The organism is Clostridium thermobutyricum (assembly GCF_000371465.1).
GTDB lineage: Bacteria > Bacillota > Clostridia > Clostridiales > Clostridiaceae > Clostridium > Clostridium thermobutyricum.
Window position 1 is genome coordinate 1,603,920 of the sequence record NZ_KB850956.1, and the last position, 20,024, is coordinate 1,623,943.

Annotated in this window: 18 protein-coding genes; 8 read left to right on the forward strand and 10 right to left on the reverse strand. The window is 26.2% G+C overall.

What is annotated here, in order from left to right; all coding sequences use genetic code 11:
- Positions 1-15: 15 nt before the first annotated feature.
- The 4 genes from HMPREF1092_RS07480 to gdhA all read right to left on the reverse strand — a co-directional run bounded on the left by HMPREF1092_RS07480 (position 16) and on the right by gdhA (position 6,069).
- Positions 16-1,959: a DNA gyrase/topoisomerase IV subunit B gene (locus tag HMPREF1092_RS07480; RefSeq protein ID WP_002598043.1), complete on the reverse strand. Its 1,944-nt coding sequence runs from the start codon at positions 1,957-1,959 to the stop codon at positions 16-18.
- An 18-nt stretch (positions 1,960-1,977) separates the two neighbouring features.
- The gene (mnmH, locus tag HMPREF1092_RS07485) at positions 1,978-3,012 is read right to left on the reverse strand and encodes a tRNA 2-selenouridine(34) synthase MnmH (RefSeq protein ID WP_002598044.1); all 1,035 of its coding nucleotides are present in this window, start codon (positions 3,010-3,012) and stop codon (positions 1,978-1,980) included.
- A 104-nt stretch (positions 3,013-3,116) separates the two neighbouring features.
- Entirely contained in the window at positions 3,117-4,505 is a 1,389-nt protein-coding gene (locus HMPREF1092_RS07490; RefSeq protein ID WP_002598045.1) for a glycosyltransferase family 2 protein, read from the reverse strand.
- A 217-nt stretch (positions 4,506-4,722) separates the two neighbouring features.
- Positions 4,723-6,069, reverse strand: a complete 1,347-nt coding sequence (gene gdhA / locus HMPREF1092_RS07495; RefSeq protein ID WP_002598046.1) for an NADP-specific glutamate dehydrogenase — start codon at positions 6,067-6,069, stop codon at positions 4,723-4,725.
- A gap of 221 nt (positions 6,070-6,290) precedes the next feature.
- On the opposite strand from gdhA, the gene uvsE reads away from it, so the two are divergent.
- Positions 6,291-7,523 carry a UV DNA damage repair endonuclease UvsE gene (uvsE, locus tag HMPREF1092_RS07500; RefSeq protein ID WP_002598047.1) on the forward strand — a complete coding sequence of 411 codons (1,233 nt, stop codon included), beginning with the start codon at positions 6,291-6,293 and terminating at the stop codon, positions 7,521-7,523.
- Between the two features lie 29 nt (positions 7,524-7,552).
- Here the strand turns inward: uvsE and HMPREF1092_RS07505 are convergent, their stop codons facing one another.
- From HMPREF1092_RS07505 to HMPREF1092_RS07515, 3 genes are all read right to left on the reverse strand, one after another.
- Positions 7,553-8,152 carry a DUF2238 domain-containing protein gene (locus tag HMPREF1092_RS07505; RefSeq protein WP_002598048.1) on the reverse strand — a complete coding sequence of 200 codons (600 nt, stop codon included), beginning with the start codon at positions 8,150-8,152 and terminating at the stop codon, positions 7,553-7,555.
- Positions 8,153-8,256: 104 nt separating this feature from the next.
- Positions 8,257-10,047, reverse strand: a complete 1,791-nt coding sequence (pepF, locus tag HMPREF1092_RS07510) for an oligoendopeptidase F (protein ID WP_002598049.1) — start codon at positions 10,045-10,047, stop codon at positions 8,257-8,259.
- A gap of 23 nt (positions 10,048-10,070) precedes the next feature.
- Positions 10,071-10,475 carry a DUF6762 family protein gene (locus HMPREF1092_RS07515; RefSeq protein WP_002598050.1) on the reverse strand — a complete coding sequence of 135 codons (405 nt, stop codon included), beginning with the start codon at positions 10,473-10,475 and terminating at the stop codon, positions 10,071-10,073.
- Positions 10,476-10,651: 176 nt separating this feature from the next.
- Between HMPREF1092_RS07515 and HMPREF1092_RS07520 the strand changes: the two genes are divergently transcribed.
- The 3 genes from HMPREF1092_RS07520 to HMPREF1092_RS07530 all read left to right on the forward strand — a co-directional run bounded on the left by HMPREF1092_RS07520 (position 10,652) and on the right by HMPREF1092_RS07530 (position 12,572).
- Positions 10,652-11,023: a hypothetical protein gene (locus HMPREF1092_RS07520; RefSeq protein ID WP_002598051.1), complete on the forward strand. Its 372-nt coding sequence runs from the start codon at positions 10,652-10,654 to the stop codon at positions 11,021-11,023.
- Positions 11,024-11,094: 71 nt separating this feature from the next.
- Entirely contained in the window at positions 11,095-11,766 is a 672-nt protein-coding gene (locus tag HMPREF1092_RS07525) for a metal ABC transporter ATP-binding protein (protein WP_002598052.1), read from the forward strand.
- Between the two features lie 11 nt (positions 11,767-11,777).
- Positions 11,778-12,572 (forward strand): metal ABC transporter permease, encoded by a 795-nt coding sequence (locus HMPREF1092_RS07530; protein ID WP_002598053.1) that lies wholly within the window; start codon positions 11,778-11,780, stop codon positions 12,570-12,572.
- A gap of 43 nt (positions 12,573-12,615) precedes the next feature.
- On the opposite strand, the gene HMPREF1092_RS07535 is transcribed toward HMPREF1092_RS07530, so the two are convergent.
- Entirely contained in the window at positions 12,616-13,026 is a 411-nt protein-coding gene (locus HMPREF1092_RS07535; RefSeq protein ID WP_002598054.1) for a Fur family transcriptional regulator, read from the reverse strand.
- Positions 13,027-13,310: 284 nt separating this feature from the next.
- On the opposite strand from HMPREF1092_RS07535, the gene HMPREF1092_RS07540 reads away from it, so the two are divergent.
- On the forward strand, positions 13,311-14,528 hold the full coding sequence (locus HMPREF1092_RS07540; RefSeq protein ID WP_002598055.1) for a 6-phosphofructokinase: 1,218 nt from the start codon (positions 13,311-13,313) through the stop codon (positions 14,526-14,528).
- 45 nt (positions 14,529-14,573) lie between these two features.
- Here HMPREF1092_RS07540 and HMPREF1092_RS07545 read toward each other — a convergent pair whose 3' ends face one another.
- Positions 14,574-15,869, reverse strand: a complete 1,296-nt coding sequence (locus HMPREF1092_RS07545) for an aminotransferase class V-fold PLP-dependent enzyme (RefSeq protein WP_002598056.1) — start codon at positions 15,867-15,869, stop codon at positions 14,574-14,576.
- A gap of 145 nt (positions 15,870-16,014) precedes the next feature.
- On the opposite strand from HMPREF1092_RS07545, the gene HMPREF1092_RS07550 reads away from it, so the two are divergent.
- Positions 16,015-16,662, forward strand: coding sequence for a hypothetical protein (locus HMPREF1092_RS07550; RefSeq protein ID WP_002598057.1), 648 nt, complete (start codon positions 16,015-16,017; stop codon positions 16,660-16,662).
- The gene (locus tag HMPREF1092_RS07555; RefSeq protein ID WP_002598058.1) at positions 16,662-17,276 is read left to right on the forward strand and encodes a DUF4397 domain-containing protein; all 615 of its coding nucleotides are present in this window, start codon (positions 16,662-16,664) and stop codon (positions 17,274-17,276) included. Before HMPREF1092_RS07550 ends, HMPREF1092_RS07555 begins: the two co-directional genes overlap by 1 nt.
- A 38-nt stretch (positions 17,277-17,314) precedes the next feature.
- Here the strand turns inward: HMPREF1092_RS07555 and HMPREF1092_RS07560 are convergent, their stop codons facing one another.
- Positions 17,315-17,911 (reverse strand): TetR/AcrR family transcriptional regulator, encoded by a 597-nt coding sequence (locus HMPREF1092_RS07560; RefSeq protein WP_002598059.1) that lies wholly within the window; start codon positions 17,909-17,911, stop codon positions 17,315-17,317.
- Between the two features lie 148 nt (positions 17,912-18,059).
- On the opposite strand from HMPREF1092_RS07560, the gene abc-f reads away from it, so the two are divergent.
- Positions 18,060-19,994, forward strand: coding sequence for a ribosomal protection-like ABC-F family protein (abc-f, locus tag HMPREF1092_RS07565; protein ID WP_002598060.1), 1,935 nt, complete (start codon positions 18,060-18,062; stop codon positions 19,992-19,994).
- Positions 19,995-20,024 lie beyond the last annotated feature (30 nt).

Genomic DNA, 20,024 nt, shown 5'->3' on the forward strand with positions numbered 1-20,024 from the left:
AAATTCCTTTCTTAATTAAAATTCGCCATATTTATACATATACTTTCTTCTTGGCTCTACTATGTCTCCCATTAAAAGAGAAACCATTTTTTCCGCTTTTGCTGCATCTTCAATAGTAACTTGAAGTAATGTTCTTGTTTCTGGATTTAAAGTTGTATCCCAAAGCTGATCTGGATTCATCTCTCCAAGTCCTTTATATCTTTGAATTAAAGCACCTTTTCCTATTTTCTTTTTAACCTCTTCTAGTTCTTCATCTGTATATGCATATTCAAATACTTCTTTATTTTTAACTTTTTTATATACTTTATAAAGAGGAGGCTGAGCTAAATAAAGATGACCATTTGCAATTAAAGGCCTCATATATCTATAAACATATGTCATCCAAAGTGTTCTTATATGATATCCATCTACATCAGCATCACTCATTATTATTATTTTATTATATTTTAAATCTTCTTCACTATAGTTATCTAATGTCCCTGTTCCAAGAGCAGTATTAAATATTTTAAGTTCTTCTGAAGCAAGTACATTTTCTAATTTTTGCTTTTCTGTATTCATTATTTTACCTTTTGAAGGCATTATACTTTGGAATCTTCTATCTCTTGCTTGTTTTACTGATCCTCCAGCTGAATCTCCCTCTACAACAATAAACTCATTATAAGTTTTATCTTTTCCAGTACAAATTGCAACTTTTCCTGCAAGTGGAGCTGTACCTTTTCCTATTTTTTTCTTTTCAGCTTCATTTATTTTTTTAATTTTTTCTCTTCTTTGAGCAGCTGATAGTGCATTATTAATTATTTTTGTTCCTAATTCTTTATTATCTTCTATCCATTCTCCAAGCTTAGTATAAGCAAGCTCATTCATCATAGTATAAGCCTCATTATTTCCAAGCTTAGTTTTAGTTTGTCCTTCAAAAACTGGATTTGAAATCTTTATTCTGACTATTGCAGTCATTCCCTCTCTTAAATCATCACCTTCAAAATCCTTTTCTTTTTCTTTAACTATTCCAAGTTTTCTTGCCCATTCTTTAAAAGCTCTTGTCATTCCAGTTTTAAAACCAGTTTCATGAGTTCCTGCTTCAGTTGTAGGAATATTATTAACATAACTAGCTATGTTATCTGTAGTAGAATCTGTAAATTGCATACAAACTTCTCCCTCCATAGCTATTCCTCCAATTTCTTTTCCACCTTCAAATAAAATTGGATCTTTATGAAGAGGTGTTTTACTTTCATTTAAATATTCAATAAAATCTAAAAGTCCTCTTTCTGAATAATATTCTTTTTTAATTTCCTCATCTTTACGATTATCTATAAGCTCAAGTCTCATTCCTTTGTTTTGAAATGCAAGTTCTTGTAACCTTTCATCTATTATGTCAAACTTAAAATCAGTTACTTGGAATACGTCTTTATCAGGTAAAAATGTTACTTTAGTTCCAGTATCCTTACATTTTCCTATCTCTTCTAAAGCAGTTACTGGAGTTCCTGGCATAATCTTATTTAGTTCTTTATCAAATGCATATTCAAATCTTTGCTTATATATTTTCCCATTTTGATGAACTTCAACTTCTACCCATTTTGAAAGCGCATTAACTACAGCTGCACCAACTCCATGAAGTCCTCCTGAAGTTTTATAATTTTTATTGTCAAATTTTCCTCCTGTATGTAATTCTGTATATACCATTTCTACTCCACTTTTTTTCTTTATTGGATGTATTCCTGTAGGTATACCACGACCATTATCCATTACAGTTACACTTTTATCTTTATTTAATATTATAGTTGCTTTATTACCATATCCATTTGATATTTCATCTATAGCATTATCTAATATTTCCCACACACAATGATGAAGCCCTTTTGTTCCTGTTGACCCAATATACATTCCTGGTCTAACTCTAACTGGCTCTAATTTTTCTAAAGATGTCAGAGACGTAACATCATATGAATTTTTATTTTCCATATATATTTTCCTCCATTATTAAATCATTTGATTATATACTTCTATAATACTTGAAAGAGTTTCTTCTCTATTTTTATTTTCTATAATTTTTATAAATTGTTTTTTACCAAATCCATTCATATACATTGGATCATAGTAATTTAACATAAGATTTATACAAGCCTCTTTATAGTTTCCTTCTTCTATCATCTTCTTATACTCTTCAACTTTTTTATAGCTTAAATATTTTTTTATATTTTCCAATGCTCTTATTAATTCTCTTATACTATTTTCATCTTTTATATATTCTTTAATTAAAATATCACATCTATTTTCTATTGAATCTTCAATCCAGATTTTTTCCCCTTTCATCATATTGTTCCAAATAAAATCAGGAATTATTATTCTTCCTATTCTTTTGCTTTCACCTTCAACAAATACAATATCGCTTTTTCTATTTAAAAGTTTATGGAAAACTTCTGTCTCAAAAGTTTTTTGTGTATTACAATCACCTAAAGATACTGAACCTAAAAGAGATCCTCTATGATTTGCGGCTCCTTCCAAGTCTAAAATATCAAAACCTCTTCTTTCTAATTCTTTTAAGTATTCTGTTTTACCTACACCTGTTTTACCATATAATACTATAAACTTTACATTTTTTGTAATATTATCGAAATTTTCATTTATATATCTTCTATATTCTCTATATCCACCTTTTAATTTATATACCTTTATTCCTAAAGAATATAAAAGAGAATGTATACTACTACTTCTCATTCCTCCTCTAGCACAAAAAACAACAACTTTCTTTTTTTCTACTGAATATAATCTTTGGAATTGTTCAAAAATTTCAGGTAATCTTTTACTTATGTATTCTATTCCTTTAGTCCTTGCTTCTTCAACACTACTTCTTACATATAAAGTTCCAACCATTTCACGCTCATCATCAAGAAGTACTGGTATGTTTATAGCTCCTTTAATTGTAGAAGCTTTATATTCTTTTGGACTTCTTACATCTACAAAAACACAATCTTTTTCATGCATTACTTCTTCATATTCCACTATATTAAACATTTTCTTACCTCGTTCTCTTTAATCTCTATATTTTATCATAGCTTAACTTAAAAAAAAATCAATAAAATATTCAAGGTCTACCTTTCGGTAGACCTTGAAAAACTTTATAAGTCACATATTTCAACATTTCTTACATGTTTTGTATGACTCCATTCTTTCTTATTTTTATTGGCAATTCCTTGTATTGTAATTGGAATCCAAGAAAGTGTATATAATCCATATAATAAAAATCTATAGAATAATTTAAAATTATTTATTCCTAATATTACAATAGTTAATACTAAGAATACCACATTATATGCCACCTCAACTATTATCCAAGAATAAACTGATGGTATAAGTGATGATAATAAAGGTACAAAAAATACGTTCAATGAATATAAAAACATCATCACAAAGAATCCATTAGATACTTTTTTCTCTAATTTAAGTACTAATGGTGTAATTAAGAATTGGCAAACTATAAATACTTTCCAGCCAACATCGCTAAACATACTAGTTATAGTAAATACTCCAGATGTATGTAAAGTGCTTTGAACAAGAGTCAATACTGCTGATATACCTAATAGTAATGTTACAAATGGTTGCATTACATATAAAGCACAATCAAATATATACCATTTTTTCTCTTTTATTGCTTTCTTAGTTAATTTAAAGAAATATCTTGAAGCTACATCTGCAAATCCTTGCATCCATCTTTTTCTTTGAGCCCAAGACTGCTTTAATGTTAATGGCTTTTCATCAAATATTTTTGCATCATGAGCCCAACCAACTTTTTCTCCATTTGATACTAGCTTACAAGTAAACTCTAAATCCTCAGTTAAGCAAGTTGCTCCCCAACCTAACTCTTTTAGAATACTTACATCAATAGCGAATCCTGTTCCCCCAAGTTGATTAGAAAAACCTACATTTCTTCTTGCTAACTGGAACATTCTATTTTGTGACCAGAAAGCTATTGAATATGACATTGTTATCCAAGAATCATTTGGATTTTTACTATCAATATATCCTTGTACAACTTTATATCCTTCTGACATCTTTGAATTTATTTCTTTTAAGAAGTCTTCATGAACTAAATTGTCCGCATCAAAAATACAAATAGCATCATATTGTTCTTCCATTTCAAAAAGATTTGAGAACATCCATTCTAAAGCATATCCTTTTCCTCTTTTTTCTTTATTAAATCTTTCAAATACATTTGCTCCATGTTTTCTAGCAATTTCTGCAGTTTTATCTGTACAATTATCAGCTATAACAAATACATCATATAATTCTTTTGGATAATTAAGCTTTGCCATACTATCCACTATTCCAGATATAACTACTTCTTCATTATGTGCAGCTACTAACATTGCAAACTTTTTCTTTGGTGTATAGTCTTTTATATCTTTTTTTCTACCTAGACCTATAAATCCTAAAACTAAATAGTACATTGTGATTAAAAAAACCAATAACTGAAACACAGCAGTTACACCGTAAACAACGTTTCCCATTAAATTCACTCCTAAATGACAAATGGAAATTATTTCCCCATTCATTTCTTCTATTTTCTTTATAAATGTACGTCCTTTTAAATATAATTCAAGATAGTTTAAAAATCAAGTGTATAAATCTTATTTTTACCTTATTTTTAATTAATAATTTCTTAATATTCGTAAATAAAAAAAGATAACCTAATCTATACTTTAGGTTACCCTTTTTTATTTAATTTTAAACTATACCTTGTGCCATCATTGCATCTGCTACTTTTAAGAATCCTGATATATTTGCTCCAACAACTATATTTCCTTGTTTTCCATATTCTTTAGCAGCTAAACTTGCATTTAAATAAATATTTTTCATTATAGTTTTTAATTTTTCATCTACTTCTTCTTTAGACCAAGATAACCTCATACTATTTTGTGACATTTCTAGTGCTGAACATGCTACTCCACCTGCATTTGCAGCTTTAGCAGGACCAAACATAACTTTATTTTCTAATAATAAATCTATTCCTTCTAAAGTTGTAGGCATATTAGCTCCTTCTGAAACACATATAACTCCATTTTTAACTAACTTTTCTGCATCCTCTTTATTAATTTCTCCTTGAGTTGCACATGGAAGAGCTATATCACATTTAACATTCCATATGTTTCTACATCCTTCTACATATGTTGCATTTTTTACATAGTTTAAATATTCTTTTATTCTTCCTCTTTTAACTTCTTTTATTTCTTTAACAACATCTAAATCTATTCCATTTTCATCATAAACATATCCATTTGAATCACTTAAAGCTACAACTTTTGCTCCAAGTTCTGTTGCTTTTTCTGTTGCATAAATTGCTACATTTCCTGAACCTGATATTACAACTGTCTTTCCTGAAAAACTTTCTCCATTATCTTTTAACATTTCCTCAGTGAAATAAACAAGTCCATATCCTGTAGCTTCTGTTCTACCTAAACTTCCACCATAAGTTAATCCCTTACCTGTTAATACTCCTTGAGTATTTAATCCTGTTAACTTTTTATAATATCCATACATATAACCTATTTCTCTTCCACCTACTCCTATATCCCCAGCAGGTACATCAATATCACTTCCTATATGTTTGCATAATTCAGCCATGAAGCTTTGACAAAATCTCATTATTTCTCCATCTGATTTTCCTTTCGGATCAAAGTCTGATCCTCCTTTACCTCCGCCTATTGGTAATCCTGTTAATGAGTTTTTGAATATTTGCTCAAATCCTAAAAATTTTATAATGCTTGCATTAACTGATGGGTGAAATCTTAATCCTCCTTTATAAGGCCCTATAGCACTATTAAATTGAATTCTAAAACCTCTATTTACTTGGACATTACCTTTATCATCTATCCAAGGAACTCTAAACATTATTTGTCTTTCAGGTTCCACAATTCTCTCTAATAATCCATTTTCTATAAATTTAGGATTTTTATCAAATACAGGCACCAAAGAATTTAACACTTCAGTTATAGCATCAATAAATTCTTTTTCTCCAGCATTTCTTTTTTTTACTTTATCTAGTACTTCAGTTACATATTGTTTTCCATCCATGGTAAAACCCCCTTTTTATTAGTTAACTATATAATACATCTTTTTTCTATTTTTTTCTATAAAAATCAAATTTTATGATATAAGTTTGTTACTTTATTAATTTAACCCCTTTATTTTTATCAATTTACAAATTAAATATTTCTCTAACTTTTTTGAATTATATATATTTTTTTTGGAATTATATATATATAATTTACTATTACTTTAAGGAGGAGAACCTTATGAAAATTGGATATCCTTGTATTCCCCTAGGCGTTCCATATAAAACAACTAGAAAATTTTTATTGAAAAATTATAACGAAGAACTTCTCTATTCATGTATAGATAATAATCTAGATGATTTATTAAATATATTAAAATATAACAAATCAAATAATATACTTATGTTTAGAATAAGCTCTGATATTATTCCTTTTGGAAGTCATGAAATAAATATTCTAGACTGGAAAAAAGAATTTTCAAGTAAACTTTTAGAAATTGGAAAGTATGCAAAAGATAATAATATTAGATTATCAATGCATCCTGGACAATACACTGTAATAAACTCCCCTGATTTAAACATTTTAAAGAGATCTATAGCTGACCTAAAATATCATTGTGATTTTTTAGATTCTTTAGGAATAGATAAAAAAAATAAAATAATTTTACATGTTGGTGGAGTTTATGGAGATAAAAATTCTGCAATTGAAAGATTTATACAAACATATAAATCTTTAGACAAAAATATATTAGATAGATTAATAATAGAAAATGATGAAAAAAATTATTCTTTAAATGATCTTTTAAACATTTCTCATAGATGTAATGTACCAATAGTCTTCGATAATTTACATCATTTCTGTTATGAAGGTTCAATTGATATAAAAAATGCTTTAAAAAGTGCTTTTTCCACTTGGAATTATGATGATGGACCTCCTAAAGTTCATTATAGTGAACAAGACAAAAATAAGCGTTTAGGTTCCCATTCTCAAAGCATAGATATTAACAATGTAAAAGAATATATAGATGCTTCTGATGGACTAGATTTTGATGTTATGATTGAAGTTAAAGATAAAGATTTTTCTGCTTTTAAGTTTAATAATTTTATCCAATTTAAAGATAAAGATATTCCTTTTGAAATAGCAAATAAAGAATTTAATAGATATAAATATTATTTATTTCAAAGATCTTTAGCCCACTTTAATACTGGTAGAGACCTTCTTTTTAATGAAGGATTTTATAAATTTTATTCTTTCCTTGATAAATCTATTTATGATGATATATCTACTGAATTAAGTTTAAAGGCTTTCAAAGAATTTAAAGAAAACTTTAGTCATTTGAAAACTACAGAAGAAAATTATTTGAACAAATTATTTTTATCAAAAGATTTAAAGAAAATAAAAGATTATTTTTTAAAATTATCTTTACGTTATAAAATTCCTAATATATTAGAAAATTATTTTTTATTCTTTTAAAAAAGAGTGTGCTTTTAAACACACTCTTTTTATATATCCTTTAAAAATTCATCTATTAATTTAACATTTTTTCCTTTAGCAAATTTAATTATTGGGAAAAGAACTATAATTCCTCCTAATGTTCCAAGTATCATATCCCACATAGTATCATTTAATCCATTTTGAGCAGTTAATCCAAATATACTATCAGTTGTAAACTCCCATATCTCCCAAGCACCTGCTATTGATAACAAAAACATTATTATAAATATTATTAATCTTCTTATATCTATTTCTTTTTTATCTTTTATATTAAACATTTTTATATAGGAACCCAAGCCTATAAATCCTAATATAACACCTGATAATAAGTGTAACATCTTATCATAATTTTCTACTCCATAAAAATTCCAAACATTTGCTAAATACATAGAAATAAAAATAAAAAATAATGCTATTCTATATATTATTTTAGAATTTTTAAAAAAAGTTTTTTTATAAATTAAATTTAGTCCTAAAATTGTGATTGCAATTAGCGCTAATCTAGGTAATTTCTCTCCACCTCTATAAAAAATATCATAAACTGATGTTATTCCCAATATTAAATAAAATATAATTGTTAATTTACTATTTAATTTCAACTCTCTCATATTTTCTCTCCTTTATTTAATAATTTATTTTTCCCTTTTAGTTAATAATTTAAAGGAGAACATTTAAAAATTTTTATATGCTCTCCTTAATCAATATTTATTTATTATATTTCATTTTCTAACATATCTAATAATTCATTAAATCTCTTTATAGTCTTTTCTAATGGCATTGGAGTAGTCATGTCAACTCCTGAATTTCTTAAAATGTTTATTGGATAATCTGAACCTCCACTTTTTAAGAATTTCTTATATTTAGAAACTGCGTCTTTTTCTCCATTTAAGATTGAATTTGAAAATGCTGAAGCTGCTGCATATCCTGTAGCATATTGATAAACATAGAAATCTGAATAGAAGTGAGGTATTCTTGCCCATTCTACATCTATTTCTTCATCAACTATCATATCTTCTCCAAAATAATTTACATTTAATTCATGCCATTTTTTACAGTAATCTTCTGCTGTAAGAGGATTACCTTCTTCTATCATTTTGTGAGTATAATATTCAAATTCTGCAAACATTAACTGTCTAAACACTGTTGTTCTTATTTGTTCTAGCTCTTGATTTATAAGATATAATCTCTTATTTTTATCTTTTTCATTTCTTATTAAATAATTTATAAGTAATGATTCGTTAGTTGTTGATGCAACTTCTGCACAGAATAATGTATATCCACCATATATATATGGTTGTTCTTTATGTGAATAGTATGAATGAATTGAATGACCCATTTCATGAGCTAAAGTTGATACATCATTTAAATCATAATTATAATTTAAAAGTACATATGGCATAGTATCATATGTTCCCCATGAATATGCTCCACCTCTCTTACCTTCATTTTCATATTTATCTATCCACCCATTTTTTATTCCACTTTTAAAGATATCTAAATATTCTTCTCCTAATGGCTCTAATGCTTTAATTACAATTTCAACTGCTTTATCAAATTCAATATGTTCTTTTTCTATTTCTATAACAGGAACATATAAATCATACATATGCATTTCTTCTAGACCTAAAAGTTTTTTCTTTAATCTAACATATCTATGAAGTGATGGAAGATGTTTATTTATAGTTTCAATTGCTTCTTCATACACTTTAACTGGAATATTATTAGGTTTTAAAGATGCTTCTAAAGCTGAACTATATTTTCTTGTTTTAGCCATAAAATTAAAATTCTTTATTGAGGAAGTTAATGTTGTTCCTAAAGTATTTTTTATTTTTGCATATTCATTAAATAATGCTTTAAAAGCTTCTCTTCTAACATTTACATCTTTTGAACGAATAAATGAAGCATAATTTCCTTCTGTAAGTCTTACTAATTCACCTTTTTCATTTTTAACTTTTGGAAAAGTCATATCTGCATTAGTAAGAATTCCATGTATATTACTTGGTCCTTCTAAGCAATCTGAAACACTTGCAAGCATCTCTTCTATTTCTTTAGATAAAACATGATCTTTTTCAGCTAAAATAGATTTAAACATGAAATCATATAATTTTAATTCTTCTTTTTCATTAAGCATTTTATTTATATTTTCTTCTCCAATGCTTAATATCTCTGGTATAAAGAAAGCACCATAGCTTGAAAGCTCAGCCATATAGCTATCAGCTTTATTCATTCTTCCTTGATTTTGGTTATCTCCAGTATTTTCATCACTTTTTAGATGTGAATATACAAGTATTTTTTCTGCTTCTCTTGATATTTTTTCATCTAGCTTTAAAAATTCTAATAAAGTTTCACTATCATTAAGCTTTCCTTCGTATTCTTTAATCTTAATTCCTTCTTTTTTTAAAGTTTCAAAGGCTTTTTCCCATTCTTCTGAATTTTTATATATTTTTTCAATATCCCACTTATCTTCTTTTTTTATTTCTGATCTTTTTTTAAGTTCTTCCATAAATAAAATCTCCTTTTAAAATCTTATTCTTCAGTATATTCTTCTTTTTTATCTTTTATCTCTTCGAATACTTTATTCATCTCATCTTTAATTAAAGATATAACTTCAGAAATTTTTTCACTCATTTCTGAAAAATCCTCTACATATGGAAACTTAACTATGTATGTTGGATTATATTCTTCTAAATCCTCTTCTATTTCATATCCTTTTTCTTTAAATACATCTACATTAAAAAGATCATATATAGCAGAAAACTCCCATTCTTCTACATCTTTATTAGTATCAAATTTAACTATAACAACATCATTATCTACATAAAATCTTTTTACAAATAAAGCTCCTTCATCTACACTAAAGCTTCCAAGCTCCTTTGATATAAAACCTGTTTCTTTATCTTTTTCCATTAAAACTAAACTTGAAAAATCCATTTATATATCTCCTTTTCCTCTTTTTCTAATAAGTTTATTTAATTCATTATAATGTTAAATCTACTCTAATATCAACTATACCTATTATTTTATTCTAATAAAATAATAATATTCTTTACTTATTGGAAAAATATGGTAATATTTAAGTATATTTTATTTTGGGAGGTTATTATATTATGGTTGAACAATCAAAAGAAATTAAATTAAATAGACGTGAAAAAGCTAAAAAAAAGAAATTAAGACGAAGAAAAATATTTCTTTTAACTCTTGCTATAACTATTGCATTAATATCTTTATATTTTTTTAATGTATACAGAATAAAACAAAAACTCAACTCTTCTGATACTGCTTTAAAATATTATATGGTTGATTCAAATGATTCTAAACTTACTAGAATTGATAATTCAGAACTTATATTTTCTCATGAAGATAAATCCATATACAACGTTTTTGGAATTAATGAAGATGAAGAATTTAAAATGTTTGAAGTATGCTTAAAAAAAAATAATTCCAAATGGAACATAGATTATTTAAAAGATATAAAATAGATTTTATTTCTTGCAAACAATTCGCATTTATGTTTATAATGATTAGTAAAGATTTTTAGGAGTTGATTTTTTTGATTGAAATAAATAACTTAGCCTTTTCTTATACTGGAAAAAAGCCCTATCTTCTTAATGATGTATCATTAAATATAGAAAAAGGTATGTATGTTTCTATAGTTGGAGAAAATGGCAGCTGTAAAAGTACATTATTAAAATTAATTTTAGGACTTTTAAATCCAGTATCTGGAAATATAAATATAAATACTAAAAATATAGGCTATGTACCACAAAAACTAGAAAGTTTTAATTCACAATTTCCTATATCAGTTGAAGAAGTTCTTTTAAATCATTGTAAAGTAAATGGTATTAAAGATTTATCAAAGCTAAAAAAAGCCTTAAAAAAAGTTGATCTTTGTGATTTTAAACATAAACTTATTGGGAATCTTTCAGGTGGTCAACAACAGAGAGTTTTTATAGCTAGAGCCCTAATTGGTGATCCAGAACTTTTAATTTTAGATGAACCATCAACAGGTGTTGATTCAAAAAACCAAAAAAGTATCTATTCACTTCTTAAAGAATTAAATACTAATGGAAAAACTATAATTTCTGTTGAACATAATATAGACATAGCTTTATGCTACTCTACACACATAATAGAAGTAATTGAAGGATCTCCTAAACTTTACACTAAAGAAGAGTTTATAAAATATAAAACTTTTAACCGAGATAATATTATAGGAATGTAACGGGGGATCATATGTTTGAATTAGAATTCATGAAAAATGCTTTCATGGCAGGTGCTATTATTTCTGTACTTTGTCCATTTATAGGATTATTCCTTGTTTTAAGAAGGCATTCTATGATTGGAGATACCCTATCACACTCTTCCTTTGCTGGTGTTGCAATAGGATTAGTTATAGGCGTAAATCCTTTAATAACAACTTTTTTATTTACTACTTTATGTGCTCTTATAATTGAATTTTTAAGAGGATACTATAAAAAATATGCTGAACTTGTAATGTCTATCGTTTTAACCTTAAGTTTAGGTATAGCAATTGTATTAATCAGCAGTGGAAAAGCATCTACAAGTGTTAACTCTTTTCTTTTTGGTAGCATTTTAACAGTAACTAAAGAAGATATACTTCTTATTTTAGCAACTGGTATAATTTCTTTATTAATACTTCTTTTCATATTTAACAAATTACTTTATGTTACTTTTGATGAAGAAGGAGCTAAAGTTGCTGGAATTAATGTAAAAAGAATAAATTATTTATTCACTATTATAATAAGTGCTACTATATCTATGTCTATAAGAATAATGGGTATTTTAGTTATTTCATCTATAATAGTAGTTCCAGTTGCAACTGCTATTCAACTTGAAAAGAATTTTAAAAAGACATTATTATTATCAATTCTTTTCGGATTTATTGATATAATTTTAGGTCTAGTAATTTCTTATTACATAGATAGCGCTCCTGGTGGTGCTATTGCTATAACATCTGTAATTACATTACTAGTAGTTTTAATTCTAAAAAGATTTTTAAAGAAATAAAATAAGCCATAGTTTTTGAAACTATGGCTTTTATTTTATAAAATTATTTTTTACAATTATCACATACGCCTTTCATTTTTAAGCTATGTTCAGTTAATGTAAATCCTGTCTTTTCTCTAACTATCTCCTCTATTTGCTTTAGTGGACATGGAACTTCAACTTCCTTATGGCATATATCACACTCTAAAATATGCTTATGTGTCTTTTTATGTATTTTATATACTGAAACTCCATTTTCTAAAATAAATTTATCTAATATTTCTTTTTCTAAAAATATATCTAAAGTTCTATAAACTGTACTTAAATTTATGTTTTCTCCACTACGTCTACAAATACTAAAAATTTCTTCAGCATTTAAACTAGTATCTTTTTTCTCTAGAAATATTTCTAATATTTCTTTTCTAGCCTTAGTTACTTTTAACTCTTTTAATTTCAAAATATTATTAGTATCCATAACCTTCTCCAATTCTTTATTTTATTATATCAATATTACCACTTTTCTTACATATTTTAAACATAAATGAATAAGAATAAACAAGGTTTTAATAATATTAAAATAAATATCAATTTTACTTTTTCTATATTCTGTGTATACTTTATATTATTTTTTTTATTTTTTTTACCTTTTCCTCTTTATTTTACAATAATAATGTTGTATATTATTAAATAGAGTATGTTATTAATATCAATAGCATATCACATTAAAGTTATTATGATAATCAAAGGAGTTTTTTTATTATGTCAAATTGTATTATTGCTCAATCTGGAGGTCCTACTTCCGTTATAAATTCTAGTGTTGTTGGTTTAGTTAAAGCAAACCAAGAATTAAAACTATACAAAAATGTATATGGGGGTTTAAATGGAATAGAAGGTATACTAAATAAAAATATAATTAATTTATCTGACCTTAGTGAAGAAGATTTAAGATTATTTCAATATACACCTTCATCAGGACTTGGATCATGTAGATACAAATTAAAAGATTCATCTGAATGTATAGATGAATACAGCACATTAGTATCTATTTTACGTGAGCTAGATATAGATACATTCTTCTATGTAGGAGGAAATGATTCTATGGATACAGTGGCTAAATTATCTAAATACAGTAAAGAAAATAATTTAAATATAAAATTTATAGGTATACCTAAGACTATAGATAATGATTTAAAATTTACAGACCATACTCCTGGTTTTGGAAGTGCAGCTAAATTTATATGTACAACAGCTCTTGAATGTTATCTAGATTCTTCTGTATATACTAATAACGGAATATTCATTTTAGAAACTATGGGAAGAGATACTGGCTGGCTTGCTGCTTCTGCAACATTAGCTAGAATAAATGGACAACCAGTTGCTGATTTTATTTATGTTCCTGAAGTTTCTTTTGATAGACTTAAATTTTTAGAAGATGTTCGTAGTAAATTTGAAGAAAATAATAAAGTATTTATAGTAGTTTCAGAAGGAATAAAAGATGAAAATGGTAAATTTATTTCTGAATTTATTTGTACTTCAAATGATTCTTTTGGACATACACAATTAGGAGGGGTTTCTGAATATTTAAGAAATTTAATTCTTGATGCAGGAATAACTACAAGAGTTAAAGCACTTGAACTTGGAATACTTCAAAGATGTTCAATGCATTCTGCTGCTAATATAGATATAGAAGAAGCTTATTTATCTGGTTATGAAGCCTTAAAATATGCTATGGATAATTTAAATGGTGTTATGGTTTCTATTGAAAGAATTTCTGATACTCCTTATAAAACTAAATTCTCTCCAATAGAAGCTTCAAAAATAGCCAATAACGTTAAATATCTTCCAACTTCGTGGATAAACAAAGAAGGAAATAATTTAAATGATGAAGCATTTAATTATTTTTCACCTCTTATAGGAGACACTCCAACTTTAAACTTTGAAAATAATTTGCCAAAGTTTAAAGCTTTCACAATATAAATATGAACCTAAAAGAAGGGATTTACACATTGTAAATCCCTTTTTTTATAATATTTCATTAGATATATTTTTTAATTCGTCTAATAATATATCTATTTCTTCAATAGTATTATATGGGCCTAAACTAACTCTAACCATCCCTTTCATCTTTTCTTTTTTATCATAAATAAATTTACTAGCTTCCTCTTCAGTAAGATTCATAAGCCTTCTACAATAAGGATGTGCACAAAACCATCCATGCCTAACTGCTATACCTCTTCTATCAGCTAAAATTTTTGCAACTTCATGATGATATATTCCCTTTAAATTAAAAACTACTACTCCAAGCCTATCATCCATATTTATGGTATCTCCATAAATAATTATATTATCTATTTTTTTCAAACCATCTATCAAATATTTTAAAAGCTCTTTTTCATGAATTAATAATTTATCATATCCTATTTTATCAATTTCCTTTAAAGCACTTATTAATGTCATAACCCCAAAATAGTTAGGACTTCCAGCCTCATTTCTTTCAGGAGTATTTAAATAAAATACCTCTGAATCTTTTACTAATTCAACTGTTCCTCCACCTTGTTCATTTGGGCAAGTCTTATTAAATTCTGATTTTGGACCAATTATTACTCCACTACCAAAAGGTGCATAAATTTTATGACCTGAAAATACTAAAAAATCTATATAATCATTTTTTTCTTTTCCAGACATATTTATTTTTATATGTGGAACTAATTGGGCTCCATCTACAATTATTTTTCCTCCAGCTTTATGAACTAATTTTGCAATTTTATGAATATCATTTACATATCCAGTTACATTAGATGCTCCTGTAATAGTTAAAAATCTTAAATTACCTTTATATTCATCAAGTTTAGAATTTAATGAATCATAATCTATTCTTCCCAAAGAATCTACTTCCACATAATCTACATGTGCCTTTTTTCTCCAAGGCAAATCATTAGAGTGATGCTCCATTCTTGTGCTTAATACAACATCATTATCACAAAGGAGAGTATTTGCAATTTTATTTATTCCATCAGTTGTATTATTAACGTAAATAACAGTATAATCTTCTTTATTAGGAACATTGAAAAAATCTAAAATATATCTTCTAGCATTTTCATAATTCTCTGTTGATATAGATTGTTTTTGACCAGTTCCTCTACCTATTGAACCATAACTATCTATTAATTCTGTTAATACATTAAAAACTGCTTTTAAAGGAGGTGTTGTTGCAGCATTATCAAAATTTATAGCAGTTGAATAATTTCCATTTAATAATTTTATTTTAGCTTCTACTCCCAAAAAGTTTTCTCTTAAAGTATTCCTATTTGTCTCCATTTGTATCTCCTCCAATATATAATATTCATTAAAATAACTATTGTTCATTTTTTGTTCTAATAATAGCTTTCCCCGAATATTATAAAAGTAACAATAGTGTACATATTTCATATATCTATACTATATTATTATTTGGAGGTAAAAAATGTATCCTTATTTAAAATTTATGAACTCAAATGAAGATGATGATTTAATATTTGCTCCTTTAAATACTGATAATACTATTAATAATGGACTTTTTATTCCAGAAGAATTTATAGAGGAATTTAGGACTTCATCAGTTTCAGAAAATCCATTAGAATTTGATTTTAGAGAGGTTTTATTAAATTCTGATATTAATAGTGATGATGAGGATTTAAAAGAATTATTAGAAAATTATAAAAATGATTCTGAAAATTATAGAGATGAATTAAAATGCTATAACAATGAGGATAGAACTATTTTTAATTCTTATCTATCTATTCCTACAGATTCTAGTATTCTTAGAGAATTAGACCTAGATATTGATGAAGAAGTTCTAGAGCTTGAGAGAGACCTTGAAAATTCTTATGAATTTGAATTAAGGAATCCTCAAAAATTTCCACCATTTTTCCCACCAGTTCTTCCACCAAAAGTTCCACAAAGGTGTAATCCTGAAATTATATTTAGAAGAATAGAAGCTAATAATCCTAGAGTACTTCGTACACTACAATCATTTAGAATGCCTTATCCTGTAGCTAAAAGGATTACGAAGCAAATTATATCACTTACTCTTAGCTATTGTCCTAGTTGTAACAGAGGAGTGATTGAATAATGTTTGAAAGACTAAATAATTTACCTAGATTAAATTCTCATGTAAGATTTATACATGGTTGTCCAGACTTAGGACCAATTAATATATATTCAGAGGGAAAATTACTTGTTGGGAATTTAAATTTTGGAGGAAACACAGAATATATCCTTCTTCCATCTAAAGAATATGAGGTTGAAATTTTTAGAAGTTCTGATAATACAAAACCTATTGCCACTTATAAATTTGAAGCAATTCCAAATAAATTTTCAACTATTAGTTTAACTTGTAATAATGGAACTTTATTCGTTTTAAATTTAAAAGATGATTCAAGTGAGAAAGATCCTAAATTTAGTTATATAAGGTTTATAAATATATCACCTAATGCACCTTTATTAAGTTTAAATTTATCTAATAATAGGCCTATATTTTCAAATGTTGAATTTTTAGAAGAAACTAGATATTATCCTTTATCTCCTGGTTTATACAACTTTAATATTTCTTTTTCATCTTTTACTAAAGCTAGAAAAAGACTTCCTAGAATAAATCTTTTACCTGGAGAAAAATATACTATGTATATTATAGGTCTACTAAATGGAAAACCAGAGGTTGGTTATATACTTTTAAAAGATGGATAAACAAAAATAAACATTGCTTTAAAAGCAATGTTTATTTTTTAAGATATCATATTTTTTATTTTTTTAAATAAAATAGGCTTTATTTCTTCTATTTCGCAAGGTTTATTTAATATTATTGAATTATAACAAACACTACCTACCAATTCAATTATCATATAAAGAGTATGTTTTGCTTCTTTTTCACTATATCCTTTTTTCTTTAAATTATCGATAAAAATATTTAAAATTTCATTTGCTTCTTCTCTCTCCTCTAAATCTATTCCCATATTATCTCTATATAATCCTGCAGAAAAATTCTTAGATATTATACGTAACATTAATGTATTTTCTTTAAAATAACTTATTATATAATCAGTAAAATAAAGTATTGACTCATCAAATTCTGTTATTCCACTATCTCTTGTCTTTTTTAAAGCTTCTTTAGCCAATTTATAGCTTTTTTTACAAACTAACTTTTCTATAAGATCATATTTATCCTTAAAATAAAGATAAAAAGTTCCTTTAGCGACTCCAGCATTTTTAGCAATCTGATCAACTGTTGTATTCTCTATTCCCTTTTCTAAAAATAAACTATAAGCTGAATTATAAAGTTTTTTTTCTTTTTCTTTTTTATTTTTTAAAACTATTGTCCCCATAAAAATTTACCTCTTTTTCTTCTTGTTATACTATTATTCTATCATTTTAATTATTTTATTTAAACTATTTAACTATTTGCAAAAATTGATATACTTTTTTATAAATAGTATAATATAAAGAACAATGCAATAAGGTGAGGATAAAAAAATGATAGTTTTAAGTTGTAAAAATATAAAGAAAAGTTATGGAATAACAGAAGTCTTAAAAGACGTTAATATAAGTATAAATGAAGGAGATAAAGTAGGTATAATTGGTCCAAACGGTGAAGGTAAATCTACTTTATTTAAAATTCTTGCAAAAGAATTATCTTTTGATGAAGGTGAAATTTTTGTAGATAAAAAAAGAACTTTAGGTTATCTTTCACAACATCTTGAAGCTAATTCTGATAGCACTATTTATTCTGAAGCTGAATCTGTATTTAAAGATCTTTTAGAAATAGAAAAAAGACTTAGCGATTTAGAAATAAAAATGAATGAACCTTATGATGATTCTCAAAAATCTTATCATGAAGATTTAATAAAAAAATATACTACTCTTCAAGAGTTATACTCTCATAGAGGGGGATATACTTACAAAGGTGAAATTAATAGAGTTCTTAAAGGACTTGGCTTTTTAGAAACTGATTTTCAAAATAAGATTTCATCTTTAAGTGGAGGTCAAAAAACTAGAATTGCTTTATGTAAACTTTTATTACAATCTCCTGATATAATTCTTCTAGATGAACCTACTAACCATTTAGATTTAGAAGCTATAGAGTGGCTTGAAGAGTTCTTAAAAGCATATAAAGGTACTTTATTAGTTATTTCTCACGATAGATTTTTCCTTGATACAGTAACTAATAAAACTTTTCAAGTTATTAATGGGCATGTTAATTGCTATAATGCACCATATACAAAATCTCTTGAACTACAAAAGAAAGATTATGAAGCTAAATTAAAGGCTTATAATATTCAACAAGCTGAAATTAAAAGACAAGAGGCTATAATTGAAAAATTTAGATCTTTTAATCGTGAAAAAAGTATAAGAAAAGCTGAAAGTCGTGAAAAAGCTTTAAATAAATTAGAAAGACTAGAAGCTCCTGATAAAGAAAAAGGTGCATCTAAAATCTCTTTTGAAACAGAAACTAGTAGTGGATATGATGTTTTACATGTAGAAAATTTAACCAAATCTTTTGGTGACTTAAAATTATTTTCTAATGTTTCTTTTGATTTAAAAAGAGGTGAGAAAATAGCTTTAATTGGTGCTAATGGCCGTGGTAAAACTACTCTTTTAAAAATGATAATGGGAAAAATTAAACAAGATAAGGGGCTTATAAAACTTGGAGCTAATGTAGAAATTGGATACTACGATCAAGAACAATCTGATTTAGACCCAAATAAAACTATTTTAGATGAAATATGGGATTCTTTTCCTCATTTAACTACAACTAGAATAAGAACTGTTTTAGGATCTTTTTTATTTACTGGGGATGATGTATTTAAAGAAATAAAAACTCTAAGCGGAGGAGAAAAATGTAGAATAAATCTTTTAAAGCTTATGCTTTCTAAATCAAATTTTCTTCTTCTAGATGAACCTACTAACCATCTTGATATAATGTCTCGTGAAGCTTTAGAAAATGCTATATTAAACTATGAAGGAAGTATGCTTATAATATCTCACGATAGATACTTCTTAAATAAAATCATAAATAAAATTATAGAACTTGAGGAATCTGGTATAAAAGAATATTTAGGTGATTATAGCTATTATGTTCAAAAGAAAGAAAAGCCAACTAGATTCCAAGCTATAGAAAATAACGACTCCGGGAAAACAAAAACTCAAATAAAATCTGAAGTAAAAAAAGTTAAATTAGCTCAAAAAGAACTTAGAATTAAAAAATTAAGATTTAGAGAAATTGAAAAAGAAATTTCTGATACTGAAGAATTACTTGAAAAACTTAATTCAGATCTTTGTCTAGAAGAAGTTTATTCAAATCCAGAAAAATCATTAGAAGTTAATGAAAATATTAAAAATACAAATAAAAAAATAGAAGAACTTTATGAAGAATGGGAAGAACTTAGTGACTTATTAAATGATTTGTAATACAAAAGCACTAGCTTTATTAATTAAATA